This is a genomic window from Nonomuraea sp. NPDC050022, assembly GCF_044460705.1.
Classification (GTDB): Bacteria; Actinomycetota; Actinomycetes; order Streptosporangiales; family Streptosporangiaceae; genus Nonomuraea.
The window spans coordinates 814,441-833,250 of the sequence record NZ_JBITKE010000004.1 but is presented as its reverse complement, the minus strand read 5'-3'; the positions used below and the strand labels follow the sequence as shown (position 1 = coordinate 833,250).

22 protein-coding genes are annotated in these 18,810 nt (G+C 66.9%); 9 read left to right on the top strand and 13 right to left on the bottom strand.

Annotated features, from left to right (window positions below):
* Nucleotides 1-267: 267 nt before the first annotated feature.
* The 6 genes from ACIBO2_RS20705 to ACIBO2_RS20680 form a co-directional block, all read right to left on the bottom strand.
* Nucleotides 268-1,548, bottom strand: coding sequence for a Gfo/Idh/MocA family oxidoreductase (locus ACIBO2_RS20705; protein ID WP_358550131.1), 1,281 nt, complete (start codon nt 1,546-1,548; stop codon nt 268-270).
* An 89-nt stretch (nt 1,549-1,637) separates the two neighbouring features.
* Nucleotides 1,638-2,915, bottom strand: a complete 1,278-nt coding sequence (locus tag ACIBO2_RS20700) for an extracellular solute-binding protein (protein ID WP_358550129.1) — start codon at nt 2,913-2,915, stop codon at nt 1,638-1,640.
* Between the two features lie 34 nt (nt 2,916-2,949).
* Nucleotides 2,950-3,819, bottom strand: coding sequence for a carbohydrate ABC transporter permease (locus ACIBO2_RS20695; RefSeq protein WP_358550127.1), 870 nt, complete (start codon nt 3,817-3,819; stop codon nt 2,950-2,952).
* Nucleotides 3,803-4,789, bottom strand: a complete 987-nt coding sequence (locus ACIBO2_RS20690; RefSeq protein ID WP_358550125.1) for a sugar ABC transporter permease — start codon at nt 4,787-4,789, stop codon at nt 3,803-3,805. The genes ACIBO2_RS20695 and ACIBO2_RS20690 overlap by 17 nt, the downstream gene beginning before the upstream one ends.
* Nucleotides 4,790-5,165: 376 nt before the next feature.
* Nucleotides 5,166-5,729 (bottom strand): YdeI/OmpD-associated family protein, encoded by a 564-nt coding sequence (locus ACIBO2_RS20685; protein WP_358550123.1) that lies wholly within the window; start codon nt 5,727-5,729, stop codon nt 5,166-5,168.
* Nucleotides 5,729-6,355 carry a TetR/AcrR family transcriptional regulator gene (locus ACIBO2_RS20680; protein WP_397298451.1) on the bottom strand — a complete coding sequence of 209 codons (627 nt, stop codon included), beginning with the start codon at nt 6,353-6,355 and terminating at the stop codon, nt 5,729-5,731. Before ACIBO2_RS20680 ends, ACIBO2_RS20685 begins: the two co-directional genes overlap by 1 nt.
* Before the next feature lie 130 nt (nt 6,356-6,485).
* Between ACIBO2_RS20680 and ACIBO2_RS20675 the strand changes: the two genes are divergently transcribed.
* Nucleotides 6,486-7,484 carry an NADPH:quinone oxidoreductase family protein gene (locus ACIBO2_RS20675; RefSeq protein ID WP_397298449.1) on the top strand — a complete coding sequence of 333 codons (999 nt, stop codon included), beginning with the start codon at nt 6,486-6,488 and terminating at the stop codon, nt 7,482-7,484.
* Between the two features lie 210 nt (nt 7,485-7,694).
* Here ACIBO2_RS20675 and ACIBO2_RS20670 read toward each other — a convergent pair whose 3' ends face one another.
* From ACIBO2_RS20670 to ACIBO2_RS20655, 4 genes are all read right to left on the bottom strand, one after another.
* The gene (locus ACIBO2_RS20670; protein WP_397298447.1) at nt 7,695-8,090 is read right to left on the bottom strand and encodes an MmcQ/YjbR family DNA-binding protein; all 396 of its coding nucleotides are present in this window, start codon (nt 8,088-8,090) and stop codon (nt 7,695-7,697) included.
* A gap of 224 nt (nt 8,091-8,314) precedes the next feature.
* A complete protein-coding gene (locus ACIBO2_RS20665) occupies nt 8,315-9,148 on the bottom strand; it encodes a hypothetical protein (protein ID WP_397298445.1) in 834 nt (277 codons plus the stop codon).
* 70 nt (nt 9,149-9,218) lie between these two features.
* The gene (locus ACIBO2_RS20660; RefSeq protein ID WP_397298443.1) at nt 9,219-9,356 is read right to left on the bottom strand and encodes a hypothetical protein; all 138 of its coding nucleotides are present in this window, start codon (nt 9,354-9,356) and stop codon (nt 9,219-9,221) included.
* Between the two features lie 11 nt (nt 9,357-9,367).
* Nucleotides 9,368-10,051, bottom strand: coding sequence for a carboxymuconolactone decarboxylase family protein (locus tag ACIBO2_RS20655; RefSeq protein ID WP_397298441.1), 684 nt, complete (start codon nt 10,049-10,051; stop codon nt 9,368-9,370).
* 75 nt (nt 10,052-10,126) lie between these two features.
* On the opposite strand from ACIBO2_RS20655, the gene ACIBO2_RS20650 reads away from it, so the two are divergent.
* Both ACIBO2_RS20650 and ACIBO2_RS20645 read left to right on the top strand, forming a co-directional pair.
* Nucleotides 10,127-10,753, top strand: coding sequence for a TetR/AcrR family transcriptional regulator (locus ACIBO2_RS20650; RefSeq protein ID WP_358550109.1), 627 nt, complete (start codon nt 10,127-10,129; stop codon nt 10,751-10,753).
* A 43-nt stretch (nt 10,754-10,796) separates the two neighbouring features.
* Nucleotides 10,797-11,345, top strand: a complete 549-nt coding sequence (locus ACIBO2_RS20645; RefSeq protein WP_358550107.1) for an N-acetyltransferase — start codon at nt 10,797-10,799, stop codon at nt 11,343-11,345.
* A 94-nt stretch (nt 11,346-11,439) separates the two neighbouring features.
* Here the strand turns inward: ACIBO2_RS20645 and ACIBO2_RS20640 are convergent, their stop codons facing one another.
* The gene (locus ACIBO2_RS20640; protein ID WP_358550105.1) at nt 11,440-11,694 is read right to left on the bottom strand and encodes a hypothetical protein; all 255 of its coding nucleotides are present in this window, start codon (nt 11,692-11,694) and stop codon (nt 11,440-11,442) included.
* 140 nt (nt 11,695-11,834) lie between these two features.
* Here ACIBO2_RS20640 and ACIBO2_RS20635 point away from each other — a divergent pair, with 140 nt between their 5' ends.
* From ACIBO2_RS20635 to ACIBO2_RS20625, 3 genes are all read left to right on the top strand, one after another.
* Nucleotides 11,835-12,287, top strand: a complete 453-nt coding sequence (locus tag ACIBO2_RS20635; RefSeq protein WP_397298438.1) for a hypothetical protein — start codon at nt 11,835-11,837, stop codon at nt 12,285-12,287.
* A gap of 488 nt (nt 12,288-12,775) precedes the next feature.
* Complete coding sequence (locus ACIBO2_RS20630) at nt 12,776-13,228, top strand: hypothetical protein (protein WP_397298436.1); 453 nt, start codon at nt 12,776-12,778, stop codon at nt 13,226-13,228.
* A 374-nt stretch (nt 13,229-13,602) separates the two neighbouring features.
* On the top strand, nt 13,603-14,250 hold the full coding sequence (locus tag ACIBO2_RS20625; protein WP_358550099.1) for a hypothetical protein: 648 nt from the start codon (nt 13,603-13,605) through the stop codon (nt 14,248-14,250).
* Between the two features lie 408 nt (nt 14,251-14,658).
* Here the strand turns inward: ACIBO2_RS20625 and ACIBO2_RS20620 are convergent, their stop codons facing one another.
* Entirely contained in the window at nt 14,659-15,663 is a 1,005-nt protein-coding gene (locus ACIBO2_RS20620; RefSeq protein ID WP_397298434.1) for an SDR family oxidoreductase, read from the bottom strand.
* Between the two features lie 221 nt (nt 15,664-15,884).
* On the opposite strand from ACIBO2_RS20620, the gene ACIBO2_RS20615 reads away from it, so the two are divergent.
* The gene (locus ACIBO2_RS20615; protein WP_397298432.1) at nt 15,885-16,790 is read left to right on the top strand and encodes a S41 family peptidase; all 906 of its coding nucleotides are present in this window, start codon (nt 15,885-15,887) and stop codon (nt 16,788-16,790) included.
* A 374-nt stretch (nt 16,791-17,164) separates the two neighbouring features.
* Here ACIBO2_RS20615 and ACIBO2_RS20610 read toward each other — a convergent pair whose 3' ends face one another.
* A complete protein-coding gene (locus ACIBO2_RS20610) occupies nt 17,165-17,434 on the bottom strand; it encodes a hypothetical protein (protein WP_397298430.1) in 270 nt (89 codons plus the stop codon).
* Between the two features lie 9 nt (nt 17,435-17,443).
* On the opposite strand from ACIBO2_RS20610, the gene ACIBO2_RS20605 reads away from it, so the two are divergent.
* Nucleotides 17,444-18,379, top strand: coding sequence for a threonine/serine dehydratase (locus ACIBO2_RS20605; protein ID WP_397298428.1), 936 nt, complete (start codon nt 17,444-17,446; stop codon nt 18,377-18,379).
* A gap of 75 nt (nt 18,380-18,454) precedes the next feature.
* Nucleotides 18,455-18,748 carry a CU044_2847 family protein gene (locus ACIBO2_RS20600; protein WP_358550089.1) on the top strand — a complete coding sequence of 98 codons (294 nt, stop codon included), beginning with the start codon at nt 18,455-18,457 and terminating at the stop codon, nt 18,746-18,748.
* The last annotated feature ends 62 nt before the right edge of the window (nt 18,749-18,810 follow it).

Here is an 18,810-nt window from a genome sequence, read left to right as displayed (position 1 = left end):
GACGCGTCGCAGCCGCAGCGGGCAGATCCAACGCGCAAAAGGTAAGAAGCTGGCGTTACAGGGACGTCACATCGGCCGACCGCGGCCGGTTAACTTCAAATCACCACCGATCCCTGCCCGCCACACACCTGTCGCTCCCGGCTCGACCCCACCTGCCGGTGATAGCAAGAAGCCCCCTGTGATGATCACAGAGGGCTTCTGACCTGGGAGCCTCGCCGAGCAGATGGTGTGCCGGTCTTCCGGGCCGAGCAGGTGACCGACCGTCGGTCAGGCGTCGGCCAGGCGGGTGCCGTCGTCGATCAGGCGGACGGCGCGGCCGGTGGTGGCCGAGCGGGTGGCCGCGGCTCCCACCAGCACGCTGCGGATGCCGTCGCGGTACCCGGCGGGGCGGCCCAGCGGGTCCTCGCTCGGGCCGCGGAAGACGTCGTCGAGCAGCAGCCGGTCGCCGCCGCCGTGGCCGCCCTCCCCCTGCTCGATGACGATCTCCTCGCGCTCCTGCCAGTGCCGGTGCAGGGTGAGCTTCTCCCATGCGCCGGCCGCGTGCTGCTTGGTGGCGGCGCTCGGGTCGATCGCGGCGTGCGGCGGCGTCCAAGATCGCTCGCACACCTCCAGCTCGATCCGGCCCTCCGTACCGTTGAACACCACGCGGTAGCCCTCGTACGGGGCGTGCGCGGTGAGCGAGTACGTGAGCATCGCCCGATTCGCGTAACGGACCAGGACCGACATGTTGTCGTCGATCGTCACGCCCGGCCCGAAGACGTCCTGGTCGCGGATGTAGCCGTCCTCGTGCTCGGCGTCCAGGTAAAGGCGCTTGAGGTGCTGATCGGCGGAGATGTCCAGGATGAACGGATCGGTCCCGAGACCGGGCGCGCCCTGACCGCGGGCCGGGCGCGGGCCCCTGGGCAGGGCCTGGCCGTAGAAGCGCAGGTCGGTCTGGGCGAAGACGAGCTCGGGCGCGGCCGCGAGCCACCAGTTGACCAGGTCGAAGTGGTGGGTGGACTTGTGCACCAGCAGGCCGCCGGAGTTGGCCCGCTCGCGGTGCCAGCGGCGGAAGTAGTCGGCGCCGTGGATGGTGTCCAGCGCCCAGTCGAAGTGGACCGAGGTGATCTCGCCGATCGCGCCTTCGCTGATCAGCTTCTTCACCGCCGAGTTGCGGGGCGAGTAGCGGTAGTTGAAGGTGACCACCAGTTTGCCCGGGTTGCGCTCGGCGGCGGCGGCGATGGCCTCACAGCCTTCGGCGTCGACGGTGAGCGGCTTCTCCACGATGACGTCGAGCCCCGCGTCGAGGGCGGCGACGACATAGTGGGCATGCGTCACGTCCACCGTGGTGACCACGACGGCGTCGGCCAGTTCCAGCAGCTTGCCGAACTCGTCCGGATGGAAGCGGGGCACCTCGTCGCCGATGCGCTCGGCGTAGTAGTCCATGCGGGTCCGGTTGGTGTCGCAGAGGCCGACGATCGTACCGGTGTCCCGCCAGTCACCCAGCAGGGCGTCGATGTACATCCGGACGCGGTGACCAAGGCCGACGAAGGCGTACCTGGTGCTCAACTTTCTCTCCCCGAGTAGCGAAAATAATGGGCCGGAGCCACTGACGGCCCCGGCCCTGCCTTGCTGACCTCAACCCTGCTGTACCGACCTCAGCCGGCGAGGGCGGCGTTGGCTTCGGTCAGGAACTTCTGCGCGGCGGCGTCCGGAGTCGTCTTGGCGAAGACGACCTCCTCGGTGACGCGCTTGAGGATGTCATCCACCTGAAGGGCGCCCTTCGGCGGAGCGGCGATCGGGCTCAGCTCGCTCCTGACCTCGTCGATGAAGCCCAGCGTCTTCTGGTCGACGGCCGGCAGCTTGTCCTTGACGGCCGCGAGCACCTTGGCGTTGGTCGGCAGGCCACGGTCGCTCAGCAGGATCGAGGCCGCGTCCGGGTCATTGACCATGAAGTCGATGAACTTGGCGGCTTCCGCCGGATGCTCGGACTTGGCGGCGACCGTGTAGAACATCGACGGCTGCAGGAACATACCGCTGGTGGTCGCCTCCTTCACCTTGGGCATGCGCAGCAAGGTCAGCTCCTGACCGGACGCCTTGGTCAGGCCGCCGAGCTGGTTGCTCCACCACATGCCCGTCGCACCGGTGTTGGTGCCCAGCGGCGACTGTTCGACCCCGCCCGCGATCAGCTCGGAGCTCTTCGCCGCGTCAGGCGAGCCCTTGGTCTGGATGAGCTGCTGGTGGATGGCCCACCAGGCCTTCAGCGTGTCAGGCGAGACACCCAGCTTCTTGCCGTCGTACAGCTTCTCGCCCCGCTGGGCCGCGAAGATCTGCAACCAGGCGGGGTTGTAGTTGTACTCGGCTCCCGTGATGCCGCCACCGCTCGCGCTGATCTGCTTGGCCAGGTTGATCCAGTCGTCCCAGGTCCAGGACTTGTCGTCGGGTACCTTCTGCTTGGCCTTCTCGATCGTCGCCTTGTTGACGAGCATGGAGAAGGCGTTGACGCCGGAGGGAATGGCGTACTGCTTGCTGTCGATGTTCCCGGCGGCGAGCGCCTGCTGGTCGAGGTCGGTCGTGACCACCTTGCCCGCCAGGTCGGCCAGGGCGCCGCGCCCGGCGTACTCGCCCAGGCCGCGGATCTCGATGCTCATGACGTCGGGGGCGTCGTTCGCCGCCACCTTGGTGGCGAGTTTCTCGTAGTAGTTGTTGAAGTCGGAGAAGTCACCCTCGACGTTGATGGTCGGGTTCTTCTCCTCGAACTTCTTGATCACCTGCTCGGTGAGCTTCTGCCGGGAGTCGCTGCCCCAGTAGGAGAAGCGGAGTTCGACCTTGCCGCTGTCCGCCTTGTCGCCGCCGCCGCAGGCGCCGACCGACGTCATGACGGTGGCCGCGAGCAGGGCGACCGTCCAAATCTTCTTGCGCGAGCTGAAATTCACAGCTCTACCTCCTGGTGAAGAGTTGCGGGGGGTGTTACTTGAGTCCGGTGGTCGCCATGCCACGGATCAGGTATTTCTGGCCGGCCAGGAAGAATCCGAAGATCGGCCCCAGCGACACGATCGACATCGCGAACATCGGCCCCCACGAGGACTCACCGCTGGAGTCCAGGAACTGGCGCAGCGCGACGGCGACCGTGAGGTTGTCGGAGTTCGTCAGGTACAGGTTCTGGCTGAAGAAGTCGTTCCACGTCCAGATGAAGGTGAAGATGCCGGTCGTGGCGAGCGCCGGGGTGCAGAGCGGAAGGATCACCTGGAGGAAGACCCGCCAGTAACCCGCGCCGTCGATGGAGGCGGCCTCGTCCAGTTCTCTCGGCAGGGTCCGGATGAACTGGACCATGAGGAAGATGAAGAACGCGTCCGTGGCCAGGAACTTGGGCACGATCAGCGGCCAGATCGTGTTGATCCAGTCGAGCTTGGAGAACACGATGTACTGCGGCACGACCGTCACATGATGCGGCAGCATGATCGAGCCGAGCATGACCGCGAACCAGAGCTTCTTCAGCGGGAAGTTCAGCCGGGCGAAGGCGTACGCGGCCAGGGAGCAGGCGATCAGGTTGGCCGCCACCGACAGGCCGGTGATGACCGCGGAGTTCCACAGGTAGAAACCGAAGGTGTGCTTGAGCGAGGTCCAGCCGTCGCTGTAGTTCTCCAGTGTGAAGGTGCTCGGCCACAGGCCGGGCTCGCGGAAGATGAGCTCCTCGGGCTTGAGCGAGCTGGACACCATCCAGAGCAGCGGATAGAGCATGACCAGGCCGAACCCGATCAGCAGGAGGTGCTTGAGCAGGCGGCTGCCCCGCGGAAGCGGGCGGAACAGCAGCGGGACGGCCTTACTTGGTGTCGCCATAGAAGACCCAATACTTCGACGCGAGGAAGTTGACACCGGTCAGTCCGGCGATGATGAGCAGCAGCACCCAGGCCATGGCTGCCGCGTAGCCCATGTCGTAGCTCTTGAAGCCCTTCAGATACAGGTAGAGCGTGTAGAAGAGCGTGGAGTCGACCGGTCCGCCCGTGCCGCTGCTGACGATGAACGACTGGGTGAAGGACTGGAACGACTTGATCACTTCGAGTACGAGGTTGAAGAAGATGATCGGCGTGAGCAGGGGCAGCGTGATCGAGCGGAACTGGCGGAGCTTGCCGGCCCCGTCCACCTGAGCCGCCTCGTAGTAGCTCTGCGGGATCTGCCGCAGCCCCGCCAGGAAGATCACCATGGGCGCGCCGAACGTCCAGACGTGCAGCAGGATCAGCGTCCCGAGCGCGGTGTCGGGGTCGGAGACCCAACCGGCGCCCTGGATGCCGAAGACGTCCAGCACGGCGTTGACCAGGCCGTCGCTACCGAAGATCTTGCGCCAGAGGATCGCGATCGCCACGCTGCCACCGAGCAGGGAGGGCAGGTAGTAGATCGACCGGTAGAACGACAGCCCGCGCAGTCCCCGGTCGAGCGCCAGCGCCAGCCCGAGCGCGAAGGCCAGCTGCAGCGGCACCGACACGACCACGTAGATCGTGGTCACCTTCAGCGAGGTGAGGAACCGCGTGTCCTCGGTGAACATCTTCGCGTAGTTGTCGAGGCCGATCCACTTGGCTGTTTCCAGCATGTTGAAGTCGGTGAACGACAGGTACAGCGACGCCAGGATCGGACCGACCGTGATCACGAACAGGCCGAGGAACCATGGCGCCAGGAAGAGGTAGGCCGTACGGGCCTCTCGCCGTTTGTGGGCGTTCACCCGCTTGGCGCGTCTCCCCGCACCCGGCGGCTTGGCGTGGGCTCGCCTGGGAGCGAGCGCCCGTTCCGGGGTTACCGCGATCGAATCGGACATAGACGCATGTGTCCCTCATTCCTGGCCGTCCGGGCACGGCGGGATCGGATAGCGCTTTCCTATAGGTGCACCAAAAGTTTCGTCAACCCTTTGCAGGCGTTACGTAGATGTTATCGATATATCGTGATCTATGTTTTCCCAGCTCGCGCCACTATCCGAGCAATTAGCTTCCCAGCTAAAATTTTCCAGGAACTACAACCGGTTGCACTGCTCCGCTCACCAGGAGCCGCTCAGCTCCTTGATCGTGGAGGCGCGGCTCACCCGGTCGTGCAGCGGCCCGCTCAGGCCCGGCTCGCCCTCAGAGCGGTCTCAGGGCCGCGCTTCCCTCGCTTGGGCAGCGACTCGCCGTGGTGCCGGCAACCGTTGCTGGGCAGCGTCAGGGGTAGATCTTCTTCTGCTCGGCCAGCATTGCGACGTACTGCTCGATACGACGTGCCCGAGTCTCGGGTTTCTTGGCGTCCTGCACGCGATACAGCACCGCGTAACGATTGCGGCTGTCCAGCGTCGCGAAGAATTCCTGCGCGGCGGGATTCTGAGCCAGGGCGCGCGCCAGATCTTCGGGCACGGTGGCGGTCCGCGGTCCGTCGTATGCGGCGTCCCAGCGGCCGTCCTCTTTCGCGCGTTGGATCTCCAGCAGGCCCGCCGGCCTCATCCGGCCCTGGTCGATCAGCGCGGTGACCTTGTCGCGGTTGACCTTCGACCATTTGCTCCTCGGCCTGCGCGGAGTGAAGCGCTGTAGCCAGTGGTCATCGTCGAACTTGGCCTTTTGCCCGTCGATCCAACCGAAGCACAGTGCCACGTCAAGCGCCTCGGCATAGGTCAGCGACTGGCCGCCCGCCACCTTCTTGTCGAGCTTGAGCCAGATTCCGGACGAGGAGGCATGGCTGACGGCGAGCCATTCTTCGAATGCCGCGGCCGACGGGAACGAGCGAGTTTCCACTAGATCACCTGCTGTGATGGCGCGGACGTGAGGGTGTCCCAGGCGGCCATCGCGCAGGTGATGACCGTTTCCAGTTCGGCGCGGGTGGCGCCGTCGCGGGCTTGTATGGACAGGCCTTGAACCACGGTGGTGTAGTAGCGGGCGATGGCGTCCAGGCTGGTGGGCGGTGCGGTGAGGTCACCGTCGGTGACGCCGCGAATGAGCCGGTCTTTGACGGTGGTGAGCTGGTCGTGCCGGCGGTCGGCGAGGAATTCTCGGACCGCGTGGTTTTCCACGGCGCCGGTCGGCGCGGCGAGGATGAGCATGCAGTAGTGCGGGGCGTCGGGGCGGGTGATCTCATCGGCGGTGGCACGCAACATGGCGTGGATCGCGGCGCGTGTGGTCGGTTGTTCACGCAGCGCGCGCCTGGGCGGCTCGCCTGAGGTCGCGCCGTAGAGCGCCATGACCTTGCGGAACAGGTCTTCCTTGCTGCCGAAGCAGGCGTAGATGCTGGCCGAGGCGATCCCCATGACCTGGGCTAGGTCGTTGAGCGAGGTGCCCTCGTAGCCCCGTTCCCAGAACAGGTCCAGCGCCTGACGCAGGGCGGTGTCCGGGTCGAACGTGCGCGGCCTGCCGCGAGCGGCCATCGGGATGTGCCTCCGTACTTGTTTGCCGTTCGATCAAGTTTACCTTGACCTGCGACGTACGGGCGTGCCACGATTTGTTGGCCGTTCGATAAATAAATCCGTTCGATAAATGGAGAGGGAGCCCATCGTCATGAGCATTCCCGCGACCATGCGCGCCCTGGAGCAGACGTCACTGAACGGCCCGCAGGACCTGCGCCTGATCACCGACGCGCCGGTACCGAGCCCGGGCCCGGGCGAGGTCCTGATCCGGGTCACCGCCGCCGGCGTCAATTTCGTCGACATCTCGCAAGCCCATGGCACGTTCGCGGGCGGCCCGCGGCCGCCGTATCTGGCGGGCATCGAGGGCGCCGGTGAAGTCACCGCCGTCGGTGAGGGGGTGACCGGCCTGGAGCCCGGCGCCCACGTCATCGGCGTCGACGTCACAGGCGGCGCCTTCGCCGAGTACATGGTGCTGCCCGCGGCCGGCGCGGTGCCCGTGCCGGCGGGCTGGGCCGACGAGCAGGCGCTCGGCCTGGTCGTGAACTGGCCGACCGCGCTGGCGGCGCTCAAGCCGCTGGGCCACATCGCCGCCGGACAGACCGTGCTCATCCACGCCGCGGCCGGCGGAACCGGCCAGGCCGCGGTGAAGATGGCCAAACACTACGGCGCGACGGTGATCGCCACGGCCTCGCCAGGCAAGCACGAGGTGGTACGGGCACAGGGCGCCGACCACATCATCGACTCCCGCGGCACCGACATCGCCGCCGAGGTCCTGCGACTGACCGGCGGCGCGGGCGTCGACCTGGTGCTGGAGTCGGTCGGCGGCGCCACCCTCGACGCCAGCCTGGCCGCTGCCAAGCGGGTCACCGGCCGGGTCGTCGTCTATGGCCTGGCCGGCGGCGAAGCCGCGATCACCAACTGGGAACTGGTCTACAAGCACCAGATCCACCTCATCGGCCTGAACATCGGCTCCCTGATCCAGACCGCACCACAGATCTTCGGCGAAGTCATGAGCGAGATGTCCGGCCTCCTCGCCGCCGGGGTGCTCGGCCCCGGCCGGCCGACCGTCTACGAGCTGGCTGAAGGGCCGAAAGCGCTGGCGGAACTGGAAGCGCGGGCCACCGTGGGCAAGCTGGCGCTGCTGCCCTGAGCCGACCGTGACGCCAGGCGGCTTCTGCCGATGGCAGGCACGAGCGCAGGCTTGCGCCCGATCACCCCGAAATGACAGGAGCAACAGGCATGGCCATAGAGGAAAAGACAGTCCTGGCGACCGGGGCCAACCGCGGCATCGGGCCTCGGCGCCGGCCAGGCAATCACGAACGCCGAGGTGGGACCAAGGAGCTCGCCGACGAGTAGCCCGTCAGTGCTCCGGCGGACTACCCAGCTTGTCCCGTTCAGCCCTGGTCAGGCGGGCCACGACCAGGTCGTAGGAGTGATCGATCAGGTCGAGAAGTTCGTCGTCGGGCACGGAGCCGTCGAGCGTGATCGTGTTCCAGTGGCGCTTGTTGAGGTGGTAGCCCGCGGTGATCGCGGCATACCGGCCGCGCAGGCCGACCGCGAGGTCCGGGTCGCATTTGAGGCTGATGCTGCCGGGGAGCGGGCCCAGCGCGACCAGCGCGAATATCTTGCCGGCGATTTTGAACACCGCCACCTCGTCGCCGAACGGGTAATCCTCCACCGATCCTGGCTGGGCGCCGCACGCCGCGATCATCCGGTCACGCCGGGAGTTGTGCGCCATCGCGTACTCACCTGCCATTCTCTAGACCGCGGCTGGTGCCAAATCCTAACTTTCTCAGCATCCGCGCAGGAGTTCGTCGTCGCCGCTGAGACTCACGGAGCAGCCCGCAATGGGCCGAGATTCATCATCGCTGGTGACGTCGCCGCCCGTGATCGTGTAGTCGGCATCGGTCGTCAGGTAGGGGTTCAGCCGAGAGGACAGCCACGCGTGCGAGGGACGGAACGGGCACGCTGCGCAGCAGTTCACCCCCACACGAGGTCTAATATCGACCCCGCGATGAAGAGGATCAGCGCCGTCCATTTCACTGGATCGCCGGTGGCCTGCCGCCCGAGGAGAAACAGGCCCCATGAACTCAGGACCCGTACAGCGGCCACGGTCAGGCGCAAATGGGCGTCGATTCGGACCTGCCGATATTGCAGGGCGAACGCAAAAGAGCTGCCAGCAACGAAAATTCCGAACCCCACGACTGTCGTGATGACCAGTTGCAGATAAAAGAAGAGGACGGCAACCACTGCCGCACCGACCGCAACCATCCCAGGAATGATGCAGCCGGACAGACCCCCATCGGGGCTGTACCTTCTGTGTTGCGCGGCCAGGAAAGAATTCGCCTGGTCCGACAAGTCGAGTCGGCGAGCTACCTCCTGCAGGGCTTCCGCTTCAATGAACGTCGCCTGATCAGGGCATATGCGGTCGCCGTGCTGCTCGCTACACGGGAATTCCGCTCTCATTCGGATGCTCACTCGTGCGATGAATTCCTCGACATCGGCAACCGATAGCAGCGGCGGCACCGCTGCCACCGGAGACTCGGAGAACCAATACCCCTTTATATGAGGAATGACAAATCCGTTGATCGGAACGGTACCCGGGACAATGGGGGCCTCGATCGCTGCTCCGAGGATCGTTTTGGCGAGCTGTTTCGGCAGTTGGTCATACTTCGCAAACTTCCGGATCTCACTAAGTAATTCGCGTTGTCGCGTGGCCCGCTCATGGGCTCTCAGTAACCGCTCGCGACCTACGAGATCGAGTGCGACCGCCAGCCCGGCGAGAAACTGGAGCAGCTTTCCCGACTTGGCCAACCACCACGCTGCCGGCTACTCACCCGATGCTTGCGACAGTCCATGCAGAAGGGCGGACACGACATCGACCTTACCCAGACGCGGCGCGGGCCTTGTCGGCCAGCAGTCGCACCATGTCTCCGTCGTCGGCGAGGAACAGGCCGCTGTAGACCAGCACGCCGATCTCCTGCGACGCCGCCGTACGGCGCTGCTGTACAGCCCTCCCCACGACCTCTCACTTCAGACTCGGGCGGCGCCGAGTTCGGCGAGCAGGGCGTCGAGCACGTGCATGGCGCGCCACGCCTTGGTCATGCCGAACTGCGCGGAGAACCGTACGACGGCACGGGCCTCCTCTGATGTGGCGCCGGCGGCGAGGGCGCGCGTCAGGTGGGCGCGGAAGCTCTCCTGCAGGGTCTGGAAGAGCACGTCGACGGTCATCGTGATGAACGCGCGCTCACGAACCGACAGCAGCCGCATGTCGGCGCGCATCCGCGACTGCAGGTCCATGTAGCTGCCGAACGGTGCATCAAGGGCGGCCACGGCCTGCCGCATCGGCTCGGGGATCGGGCTGCCCGTGCCGTTGGCGTTCACCTCGTGGCCCTGGCCGGTAGGGGCGGGCAGGGCGTGCTCCCGTTCCAGGTCGATCAGGCGAGCGAGCGCCGTCAGGGCGGCGGGATAACCGCTGTCGTAGGCGACGAAGCGGAGCATTTCGCGCAGGTCGTCGGCCGACAAGCCACAGTCTGCCGCCATGGTCACGTGCTGCTGGAAGGGCAGGCCGAGGGTCTGCTGGCAGACGTCGGCGGTGAGGCACAGCAGGACCTTCTCGCGCGTGGTCAGCTCCGGGCTCTCGTCCCAGAGCAGGCGGTCGGTGGCGGCGCTCATCTCGGCGAATACCGGGTCCAACGCCTTTGCTTGGTCAGCCATTGGAAATCCTCCATATGTGAACGGCTGTAGTGCTACGACCGTAGCGCTAAAGTCGTTCGCCTACAATGGGCCACCATGGACACGACCCCCTCCGCTCCGGCCGGCCCTTCTGGCGGCAGGCGGGGCCGCAATCCGCGCGGCCAGGGCGAGCGGCTGCGCGAAGACATCGTCGGCGCCGCCCTGCGACTGCTGGACGAACACGGCGACGACCAGGCCTTGTCCATGCGCGCGGTGGCCCGGGAGGTCGGCGTCGCGGCGACCTCTGTGTACATTCACTTCGCCGACCGGGACGCGCTCGTCCTTGCCGCCCTGGAGAAGTTCCATCGCGAACTCTTGGAGGCCGTCGATCAGGCCGAGACCGGTGCCGCCGATCCGGCGGGGAAGCTGCGTGCCCGTGTCCTGCTGCTGGGCAGGTGGGTCCAACGACACCCCGGCCTGTACAAGGTGCTGCACGAGAGCACGCTCAACCAGCGGGCGGCCATGTCCTTCAAACAGGAGCTGGCCGAGCGCACCACCGCCGCGGTGCGGCGGTGTATCGACGCCGGGCTCGCCCCGGCCGACGACGCCGCAGTGGTCTCACTGGACTTGAGGGCGGCGGTCCACGGGGCTGTGTCGATGCGGGTCAATCAGCCCGACCTGCCATGGCCGCCGCTGGAGGAGCAGGTCGATCGCTTCCTGACCAAGCTTGTCGGCCTCGGGTGAAAACCAGATGCCGTCGGCGCGACAGATCGTTTACCCTCCGGGCGTGGAGCTTCGAGAAGAGCGGCCGGCCGACGCGGACGCTGTGCGTCACGTCCATCTACGAGCGTTCGGCGACCACGGCGGAGTTGTTGCCGGCCTGGTCGACACCCTCCGCCACGGCATCCGCTCCGACGGGGGGTTCGCGCTCGTGGCCGAGGCCGACGGACAGGTCGTCGGGCACGTCATGTTCACCCGCAGCCTGCTCGACGCGCCGCGGCGGCTGGTCGACGTGCGGGTACTCAGCCCGCTGGGCGTGCTACCCGAGCACCAGCGGCAGGGCATCGGCTCGGCCCTGGTCCGCGCCGGGCTCACGACTCTCGCCGAAGGAGAAAGCCCCCTCGTCTTCCTGGAAGGCGACCCCCGCTACTACTCCCGCCTCGGATTCACCCCGGGGGCCGAGCAAGGCTTCCGCAAGCCGTCCCTGCGCATCCCCGACGACGCCTTCCAGGTGGTCAGGCTTCCGGCGTACGAGCCGTGGATGACGGGGACGCTGGTCTACTCCGAGCCGTTCTGGCGTCACGATGCCGTCGGGCTTCGAGACCCCGACGCCTGATCAGTCCAACCTCGAGTCCCTACCTGCACGGAATCGCGCCATCCCGACGCCTAGTAGACCAGCGATCACGCGTCGAGATGACGTCGGCTGTAGGTCAGCGATCTATGAGTCCTTGGCGGAACAGGCTTTCCGCGGTGTCGACGACGGTGGTGACCACGTCGCGGGGCGCCCAGCCGAGCACCTTGCGGGCCTTGTCGGTGTGCAGGACGGGGACTTTGCCCAGCTGGCTGAGGGCGTCCCGCAGCGCGGGGTCGGTGCGTGCGCCTTCACGTACTTGCTCCGCGGTCAGTTCCTGAGTGGGGACCCGGGCAGCGCGCTCGCCCAACTGCTCGGCGAGGATGTTCGCCATCCACAGGAAGCTGATCGCGTGTTCAGCAGGATGCGTAGATGACGACCTTCGGCCAGCAGACGTGAGACATGGGACCCAGCGGGCAAGGCGGTTCCGAAATCCAGGTGTCCACTCCTGGGACACGAAGGCAAGATCTCAGCATGTCTACCGACATCAGTGGGATGATCGAGTGCCGACCGGGTGCCCGCCTTTGGGGCCCGGACGATGAAGACTCTGTGTGGCAGGCCGCCATCGACCTCTTCCTGCTCAACCGCGGCAACGCTTACGACGGACTCGCCTGCCTTTTCGGGATCCGCAACACCTTCGGCTTTCGCCCTATAGCCGAAGGCCGTGGCTTTCCCCGCGACGCCTCGGAGGGGCTGACGAGCGAGCTTGCCGCCTATGGTGGACCTGCCGACGTATTCGGCATCACGTGGCTCACTTGGGCTGAGGTCGCCTCTATCGACTGGACCGAGACAGACAGCTCCGGCACGCGAAGCCGCGGCATGGTCGCCGGCGACCAGAGTGACTGGGGCCGAGTGTGGAGCGTGATGCGCACGCTCAGTGAAGTGCACGGCGCGCACAGCGTGCGGCTTGTCGTCTGGTTCCACTAATCACCCGGGCTGGCCAGCCACGGCGCTGAGTCATTCGCAGCCCACCTGGCCGCCTGTGGTCAGCGCCCAGTACCAGCCTGGGAAACTGTGGCCGCTCTTGCTGCAACGGAATCTGCGCGCCAGCCAGCGGCGTGGCCGAGCGTGAGGATTCTGCACCTGGGGTTCCGGAGTGATGTCTCCGCCCGAATGCGGCCGGCTTCGTTCGGGTGTCGCGTTTGAAGAACAACCCGTCATGGCTGTCGCGGATCTTCAGCGTGGTCACGTGGGAGTCAGGCGCCACCTGAAGCCCGCGTCGCCCAGTTCAGTGACGAGTTCCCGAGTGGCAGGGTGTGATCGTGTAAGACCTCGTTGCTGTACTTCTCTGCTGTAGTGCGCTGAGCACACGGCAGGACGCCGACAACTGATCCGCAAGGCCTGCGTCCCCACATGAATCGTGATCAATGCGAGTGCATCGCGAGACGGTCGGATCAGATGCTTGCGGTGTGGACATGTGCAACGCGAGTGTCTCACCCGCCGCCGAAGGGCGGCTTGCCGAGCGGGTGGTCGCCGCCGCGCTCGCCGGCATCATCCTGCCCTTCATCCAGTTCGGCTGGCTGCTGCTCGTAGCCGCCCTGTCCGACGACTCGCACTGCGGCCACTTCGGCTGCCTCAGCCAGCTGACCGATGCCTGGACGGTGGGGAACTGGGCGGCGGTCGTGCTCGCCTGGCCGCTGCTGCACCTCCTACGGGTGCGCCCGGCGTGGCCCGTCGCCGTGCTGGCGCCCTTCTTCCTGGTGCCAATCTGGGAACTCGCCGACGCACCGGTCGGCGTGGTCGCCGGATTGTTCGCCTACCCACTGGCCGCCCTGGCGAGCGCGCCGCGCCTGTCGTGGCGGCGGCGCAGTCTGGTCCTGACCCTCCTCCTTCTGCTCTGCGCCTTCCTCGCGCTTTCTTCCGGATAGTCCCGGCCCGGACAGCCCTCAGGTCGGCCTCACCGCAGGTCAAGATCAGGGGAGTACAGCATCTGATCCGCAGCCAGTTCGAAATCGTCCACCGGTGCCAGAAATGCCTGCTCACGGGCACCTCCGACTGATCATTTTCTATGAACGTCCATCGACGTCCAGGGACGTTGTCAGCAGCAACATCGGCGCGGCGTGAACCAATGGTCGTGTAGTGGGATCTAACGAGATCACAGCATAGAAGGGACCCATGTGATCATCTGGTTGAGCTGCACCTTCGGGGGCAGGCAACCATGTCACCGTGGATGGGCCTTTCGCACGCGACCAGGGCCGCGCATGACACAGGGCGCCCCCGCAGCCGTGAGCGTGTCCCAGGCATGGTGATCCGCAAAAGCGCCCCGCGCTCCACTCAGCGAATCGACGTGACCCGCCTTCCCGAAGACGTCGTGGCGCTCATCGACGCCCTCGGTCCTGGTGAGAACCTGGTCCTCACACGTGACGGCGCATCGATCGCGACGATCTCCAGCACCATTGACGTGGTCCAAGGCGCCATCGTGGATCGCGACGCGCCAGATGGGGCCAACGACCAAGCACCGATCGACCACGAGAGCGTGACAGTCGTGGCCACCGCGATGGAGCTGTCGACCGCGGCTCGGGTCGCACTCTCCACCCAGCTCGGGGCGGACTACGTAGTGCTCGATATGCATGCGGCTCCCGCCACAACCGATGTGCTGCTGGTACCCCCAGGCAGCCCGCAACTGATCACAGCGCTCCGATCGATGTTCCCGAAAGCTCGCGTCGTCGTCACCGAAATCGAGGACCACGAACTCGGAGTTCAGTACCACGGCCCGGTCCGACGACTACTCGACGCCGGCGCTGATGCGTATCTACCTCCGGCGGCTCTCCCACAGCTGGCCAGGCAGCTTGACTACACACTGAATCAAGGGCGCGAGATCGCTGGCGGCGCCGCGACACCACCGCAGATCGCACCGACCGTGGAGCCGGCGGATCCAGACGACGAATGACCCCGTGCCTCTTCGCTGGATCCCAGGTAGGGCGTACCGTGCCTGATGATCTCCACTGTGCTCCCCTGTCGGTCACGTCCACGGACGTGACCCAGGGAAGGGCAGAGGGGCTTGTCGATCACTTTCACGTCGCCCTGAACAGCGGACATAGATGGCTACAGTGCACGGGGCTCGGGCTGGGCGTGCTGCTGGATGCGACCGTGATCAGGGCGCTGCCGCTGCCGGCGTTCGTCGCGGTGATGGGTCGATGGAACTGGTAGCTTCCCGGCCCTGCTCCTACAGGTGCCCGCCGGTCCAGAGGTTCCGGTCCCGGTTCGTACGCCTGGATCGCGGGCTGAGCCCGATCCCGCGGGCCAAGGTTGACTGGATCTCCGGGTAGGCGGGGGCGCGGCGGGCTGCGCGAGGCGATCAGCGGCAACAGCCCATCCGTGACCGACACGTCATGTGCCGTCCACGGGTCATCTCACCGGAAGTCGCGTGCGTGGTCGAGTGCCCATTCATCGAATGTGATCGCCGAGCGGCCCAGGACTCCTCGACGGTGGGCACCGCCGGCGAGTTCCCGGCAGCCGCATCGTCGAGGAACTGCAGCACCGCCTCGACTTCCCCCGCCGGCATGAATTGCGAGAACTGTCGCATCGCGGCATCGCGGGACAACTCCCGCACCGGGATCTCCCTGCCCACAGCGCGGCCGATCGCGGCGACCTGGTCACGCTGGGAAATCCGAGCCGGGCCGGTGAGCAGCCCGCTCACAGCCCGTGCGGTGTCGCCGGACAGCGCCGCACAGACGACGGCGGCGACATCCCACTCGTGGATCGGAGCGGTCAGCGCATCCGGCTGGTACAGCGCCACGCCTCCGTTGGCCCGGATCTGGTACGCCCAGCCCAGAGCGTTGGTGGCGAGCACGAGCGGACGGACCGGCACCATCAGCACATCTGAGGCGACAGCGAACGCAGCCTCGACCGCACGATGCTTCTCAGCGATGGCGTTGCCTGCCGAGGAGGGGTGGATCACGCTCCCTGAGGACATCAGCACGATGCGCTCCAACGCGGCGGCACGGGCGGTCTCGATGACACCGTGGACGCCCTGGTGGTTGGCGTAGAGGAACACCTGCCTGGCACCCCCGAACGCTGGGAGAAGACTGGCCGGGTCGGTCAGGTCCGCGGCGAACACCTCGACGCCGTCCGGGAACTGACCGGGGGCCGGACGGCGGGCGGACGCGCGGACGGGGACGCCTTCAGCCAGAAGCCGCTTCATGACGAACTTGCCGACGCTCCCGCGAGCTCCCATGACCAGGGTGGGCTTGCGATGAAGACTTGCCATGACAGGCTCCAATGCACGCAGTGACCACGCGCCACGGAGACCCTGATCGGCCGACGGGGCGTTCCGACGCAGCACCCCGATACTGAAGAGCATAACTCCGTGATCAGGAGTGGCAGAGGTCTCCGCCACGGCCCCGTCCCGGTCCAGCGAGGGCATCGCTGCAGGTGGAACCGCTGACGCAACGGGTGGGCGAGCGCCGCGAACTGCTCAGCCGCGCCGATCTCCAGAACATCCTCAGGAGGTGGCAAGTGCGCATACCGAAGGTTTCTCAACGTCTTTGACGCTTTCGTCAGGGCAGTGATCTACTCCCTGCCATGACGACTCTGACGGACCTTCAGCCCGCCCCTGTCATCGACGAGACAGCCCGGCTGCTGACCGAGCACTACGTTTTCCCTGAGATAGCCGAGCAGCTCGCCGACCTGCTAAAACGACGCCTCGCCCAGGGCGCCTATGACGTCGACGGTGCCGAGGAACTCGCCCGTCTGGTCACCGCGGACCTGCAGTCCGTCAACAACGACAAACACCTGAGACTGAAGCACCACGCCGACCCGGTGTCCCCCGAGCAGGGCGCGGCAACCCTGGAGTCCATCCGCCGGGACTTCGACACCTCGCTGGGCGGTGCGCCCCGGGTGGAGTTGCTCGAGGGAGGAGTCGCCGTCGTGGAGCTGGCGCCGATGCTGTTTCCGCTGGAGTGGGCCGCCGAACCGCTGAGCGCCGCGCTCACCCTGGCCTCCCGCGCCCAGGCGCTGATCGTGGACCTTCGCAACAACCGGGGCGGCGACCCGGACACCGTCGCCTTCGTCTGCAGTTACCTCCTGGACGAGCGCACCCACCTCAACACCATGTACTGGCGCAGCGGCGAGCGCAGCGAGCAGTCCTGGAGCCTGCCGCACGTTCCCGGCGCGCGTTTCGGCGGCAGCAAACCGGTGTACGTGTTGTCCAGTGACAGCACCTTCTCCGCCGCTGAGGAACTGGCCTACGACCTGCAACAGCTCGGCCGCGCCGTTGTCGTCGGTGAGCCCACCCGCGGCGGCGCGCACCCGTGCGAGGGCTGGACCGTCCACCCCCACCTGGAAACCACCGTCCCCACCGGTCGCGCCATCAACCCCGTCTCCGGCGCGAACTGGGAGGGCACCGGCGTGCGGCCGGACGTCCCTTGCGCTGCCGCGGAATCCCTCGACCAGGCACACGCGCTGGCCCTCGCCCGACTGGCAGGCTGACGCAGCCCAGCTCATCGACGGTGCGGTACCAAACGTCGTTCGTGATCAAGGCGCGGGCGGCCTGCACTTTATCCGGTGGCTCTACCGCTCGGACCGCGTGGTCGAGCACCAATCCGACTGGCTGCGCGCTCCCGTGTCAGCTCCCTGTTCCCGATCCTGATCAAGCGCAACAACGCTCAGAACCCGAACACCCCACTGCCCAAAGCCCGCCTCCGCGATCTCCGCCGCATTCACGCGACGACCCTGTCCTGGCGGGCGTTCCCGTCCACGTCGTCGCGGCCCGGCTCGGCCCCGCCGACCCCTCGATCACTCTCCGGGCCTACGCCCACGTGATCCGCGCAGCGGAAGCTTGTCCTCGGTGCGGCCCATCGCGGTCAGGAAGATGATCGGGAACCGATGTCCCAGCCGCCGACAGGTCTCCAACCCGGAGCCGTGGGCAGTCTGATGTCCAGCGGCGGGTCTCCGACGGCAACCTGACCGCCAGGCCGGGCATGCCTACCCTCGACGACCTGGGCGCGGTGGTCGGCGGCGCGCACGCCGACGCCGCCGCCGACGACGACCATGACCAGCACGTCGCTCATCGCCGCCACGGCCGAACGGGCCGCCCTGCTGCGGGGCCTGGTCGAACGCCTCGGCTGGCGCATGATGGGCGCATGCCTTCTCGCTCAGTCACCGCGCCGACCACCGCCGATCACGAACGGGCATGGGAGCACGTCTCCGCCGTGCTCCCACCCACCCCCCTGCTGCCGACCGCGCTGGCCCCCGGCGCGTTCCTGAAGGCCGAGACCCAGCAGCCCACCGGCTCGTTCAAGGTACGCGGAGCGCTGGCCGCCCTGACCGCGCTACCCGGCGACGCGGCGGCCGTCACGGCGAGCGCCGGCAACCACGGCCTGGCGATGGCCTACGCCGCCACGCTGACCGGCACCCCGGTCACCGTCGTCGTCTCCACCAAGGCGTCCCCGGCCAAGGTAGCCAAGATGGCGGCCTACCCCATCACCCTGGTCCGGTACGGCGACGACTTCGACGCCGCCGAGGCCCACTCCTTCACCCTGCCGGGGTGGTACGTGTCGGCGTACAACGACCCCCATGTGATTGCCGGGCAGGCCACGATCGGCCGCGAGCTGGATGCCCAGGCACCCGGACCGCTCACGGTCGTCGCGCCGGTCGGCGGCGGGGGGCTGGTGGCCGGGCTGGCCCTGTGGGCGGAGGGCCGGGGCGACGTCACCGTGGTGGGCGTCGAGTCGGCGGTGTCTCGGGCGGTCTCGGCCGCCGTGACCTCCGGGCGCATCGAGCCCCAGGTCATCGGTGACACCATCGCCGACGGCATCGCCGGCAACATCGAGGCGGGCTGCGTCACGCCGGACCTGATCCGGGGCCGCGCCGAGCTGACCGCGGTCACTGACGCCGAGATCCACGTCGCGATGCGCTGGTTGTTCACCGAGCACGGACTGGTCGTGGAGGGTGCGGGGGCGTGCGGGGTCGCGGCGATGCTGGCCGGGAAGGTCACGGTAAATGGACGGCTCATTGTCGTACTTTCAGGAAGGAATATCACTATTCCGACAGCCATTAATATACTGGCCGAAAATTAACCTTCCCATCGCCACCAAAGGTTAATAAGATACGTTGAGACTTTCGCCGGGACCTTGTTCAGCAGGGAGATCTCGATGTCGGAAATCCTCGTCCAGGTGGTGACCGAGGACGGTCGCGAGATCGGCTGGGGCAGCAATTTCGCCGAGCCTTTCAAAGAGCGATCGAAGGACGTCGCGCGCGCGGTCGAGCAGGGCGCGCAGGCCATCGGCGAGGCCGTTGGGTCCATCCCGAAGGTCACCGGCTGGCTCCTCGACGAGCTGGAAGCGACCTTCGGCGTGACGCTGACCGCCGAGGCCGGCGCGATCCTCACCAGAGGCTCGGCGGGGGCGACGTTCGAGGTCACGCTCACGTACCGCAGGGACCGGTGAAGGCCGACCGCAAAGACGCCGTCGGCCGCATCCTGGTGGACGGCAGACCTCGGGGGTGTGGG

Excerpts from the sequence above, each read along its gene's own strand:
- ACIBO2_RS20695 (WP_358550127.1), bottom strand. The coding sequence starts at position 3,819 with ATGGCGACACCAAGTAAGGCCGTCCCGCTGCTGTTCCGCCCGCTTCCG.
- ACIBO2_RS20690 (WP_358550125.1), bottom strand. The coding sequence starts at position 4,789 with ATGTCCGATTCGATCGCGGTAACCCCGGAACGGGCGCTCGCTCCCAGG.
- ACIBO2_RS20680 (WP_397298451.1), bottom strand. The coding sequence starts at position 6,355 with ATGGCCGCTCGCGGCAGGCCGCGCACGTTCGACCCGGACACCGCCCTG.
- ACIBO2_RS20675 (WP_397298449.1), top strand. The coding sequence starts at position 6,486 with ATGAGCATTCCCGCGACCATGCGCGCCCTGGAGCAGACGTCACTGAAC.
- ACIBO2_RS20670 (WP_397298447.1), bottom strand. The coding sequence starts at position 8,090 with ATGGCAGGTGAGTACGCGATGGCGCACAACTCCCGGCGTGACCGGATG.
- ACIBO2_RS20655 (WP_397298441.1), bottom strand. The coding sequence starts at position 10,051 with ATGGCTGACCAAGCAAAGGCGTTGGACCCGGTATTCGCCGAGATGAGC.
- ACIBO2_RS20650 (WP_358550109.1), top strand. The coding sequence starts at position 10,127 with ATGGACACGACCCCCTCCGCTCCGGCCGGCCCTTCTGGCGGCAGGCGG.
- ACIBO2_RS20640 (WP_358550105.1), bottom strand. The coding sequence starts at position 11,694 with ATGGCGAACATCCTCGCCGAGCAGTTGGGCGAGCGCGCTGCCCGGGTC.
- ACIBO2_RS20635 (WP_397298438.1), top strand. The coding sequence starts at position 11,835 with ATGTCTACCGACATCAGTGGGATGATCGAGTGCCGACCGGGTGCCCGC.
- ACIBO2_RS20630 (WP_397298436.1), top strand. The coding sequence starts at position 12,776 with ATGTGCAACGCGAGTGTCTCACCCGCCGCCGAAGGGCGGCTTGCCGAG.
- ACIBO2_RS20625 (WP_358550099.1), top strand. The coding sequence starts at position 13,603 with ATGGTGATCCGCAAAAGCGCCCCGCGCTCCACTCAGCGAATCGACGTG.
- ACIBO2_RS20620 (WP_397298434.1), bottom strand. The coding sequence starts at position 15,663 with ATGCTCTTCAGTATCGGGGTGCTGCGTCGGAACGCCCCGTCGGCCGAT.
- ACIBO2_RS20615 (WP_397298432.1), top strand. The coding sequence starts at position 15,885 with ATGACGACTCTGACGGACCTTCAGCCCGCCCCTGTCATCGACGAGACA.
- ACIBO2_RS20610 (WP_397298430.1), bottom strand. The coding sequence starts at position 17,434 with ATGCGCCAGCCGAGGCGTTCGACCAGGCCCCGCAGCAGGGCGGCCCGT.
- ACIBO2_RS20605 (WP_397298428.1), top strand. The coding sequence starts at position 17,444 with ATGCCTTCTCGCTCAGTCACCGCGCCGACCACCGCCGATCACGAACGG.
- ACIBO2_RS20600 (WP_358550089.1), top strand. The coding sequence starts at position 18,455 with ATGTCGGAAATCCTCGTCCAGGTGGTGACCGAGGACGGTCGCGAGATC.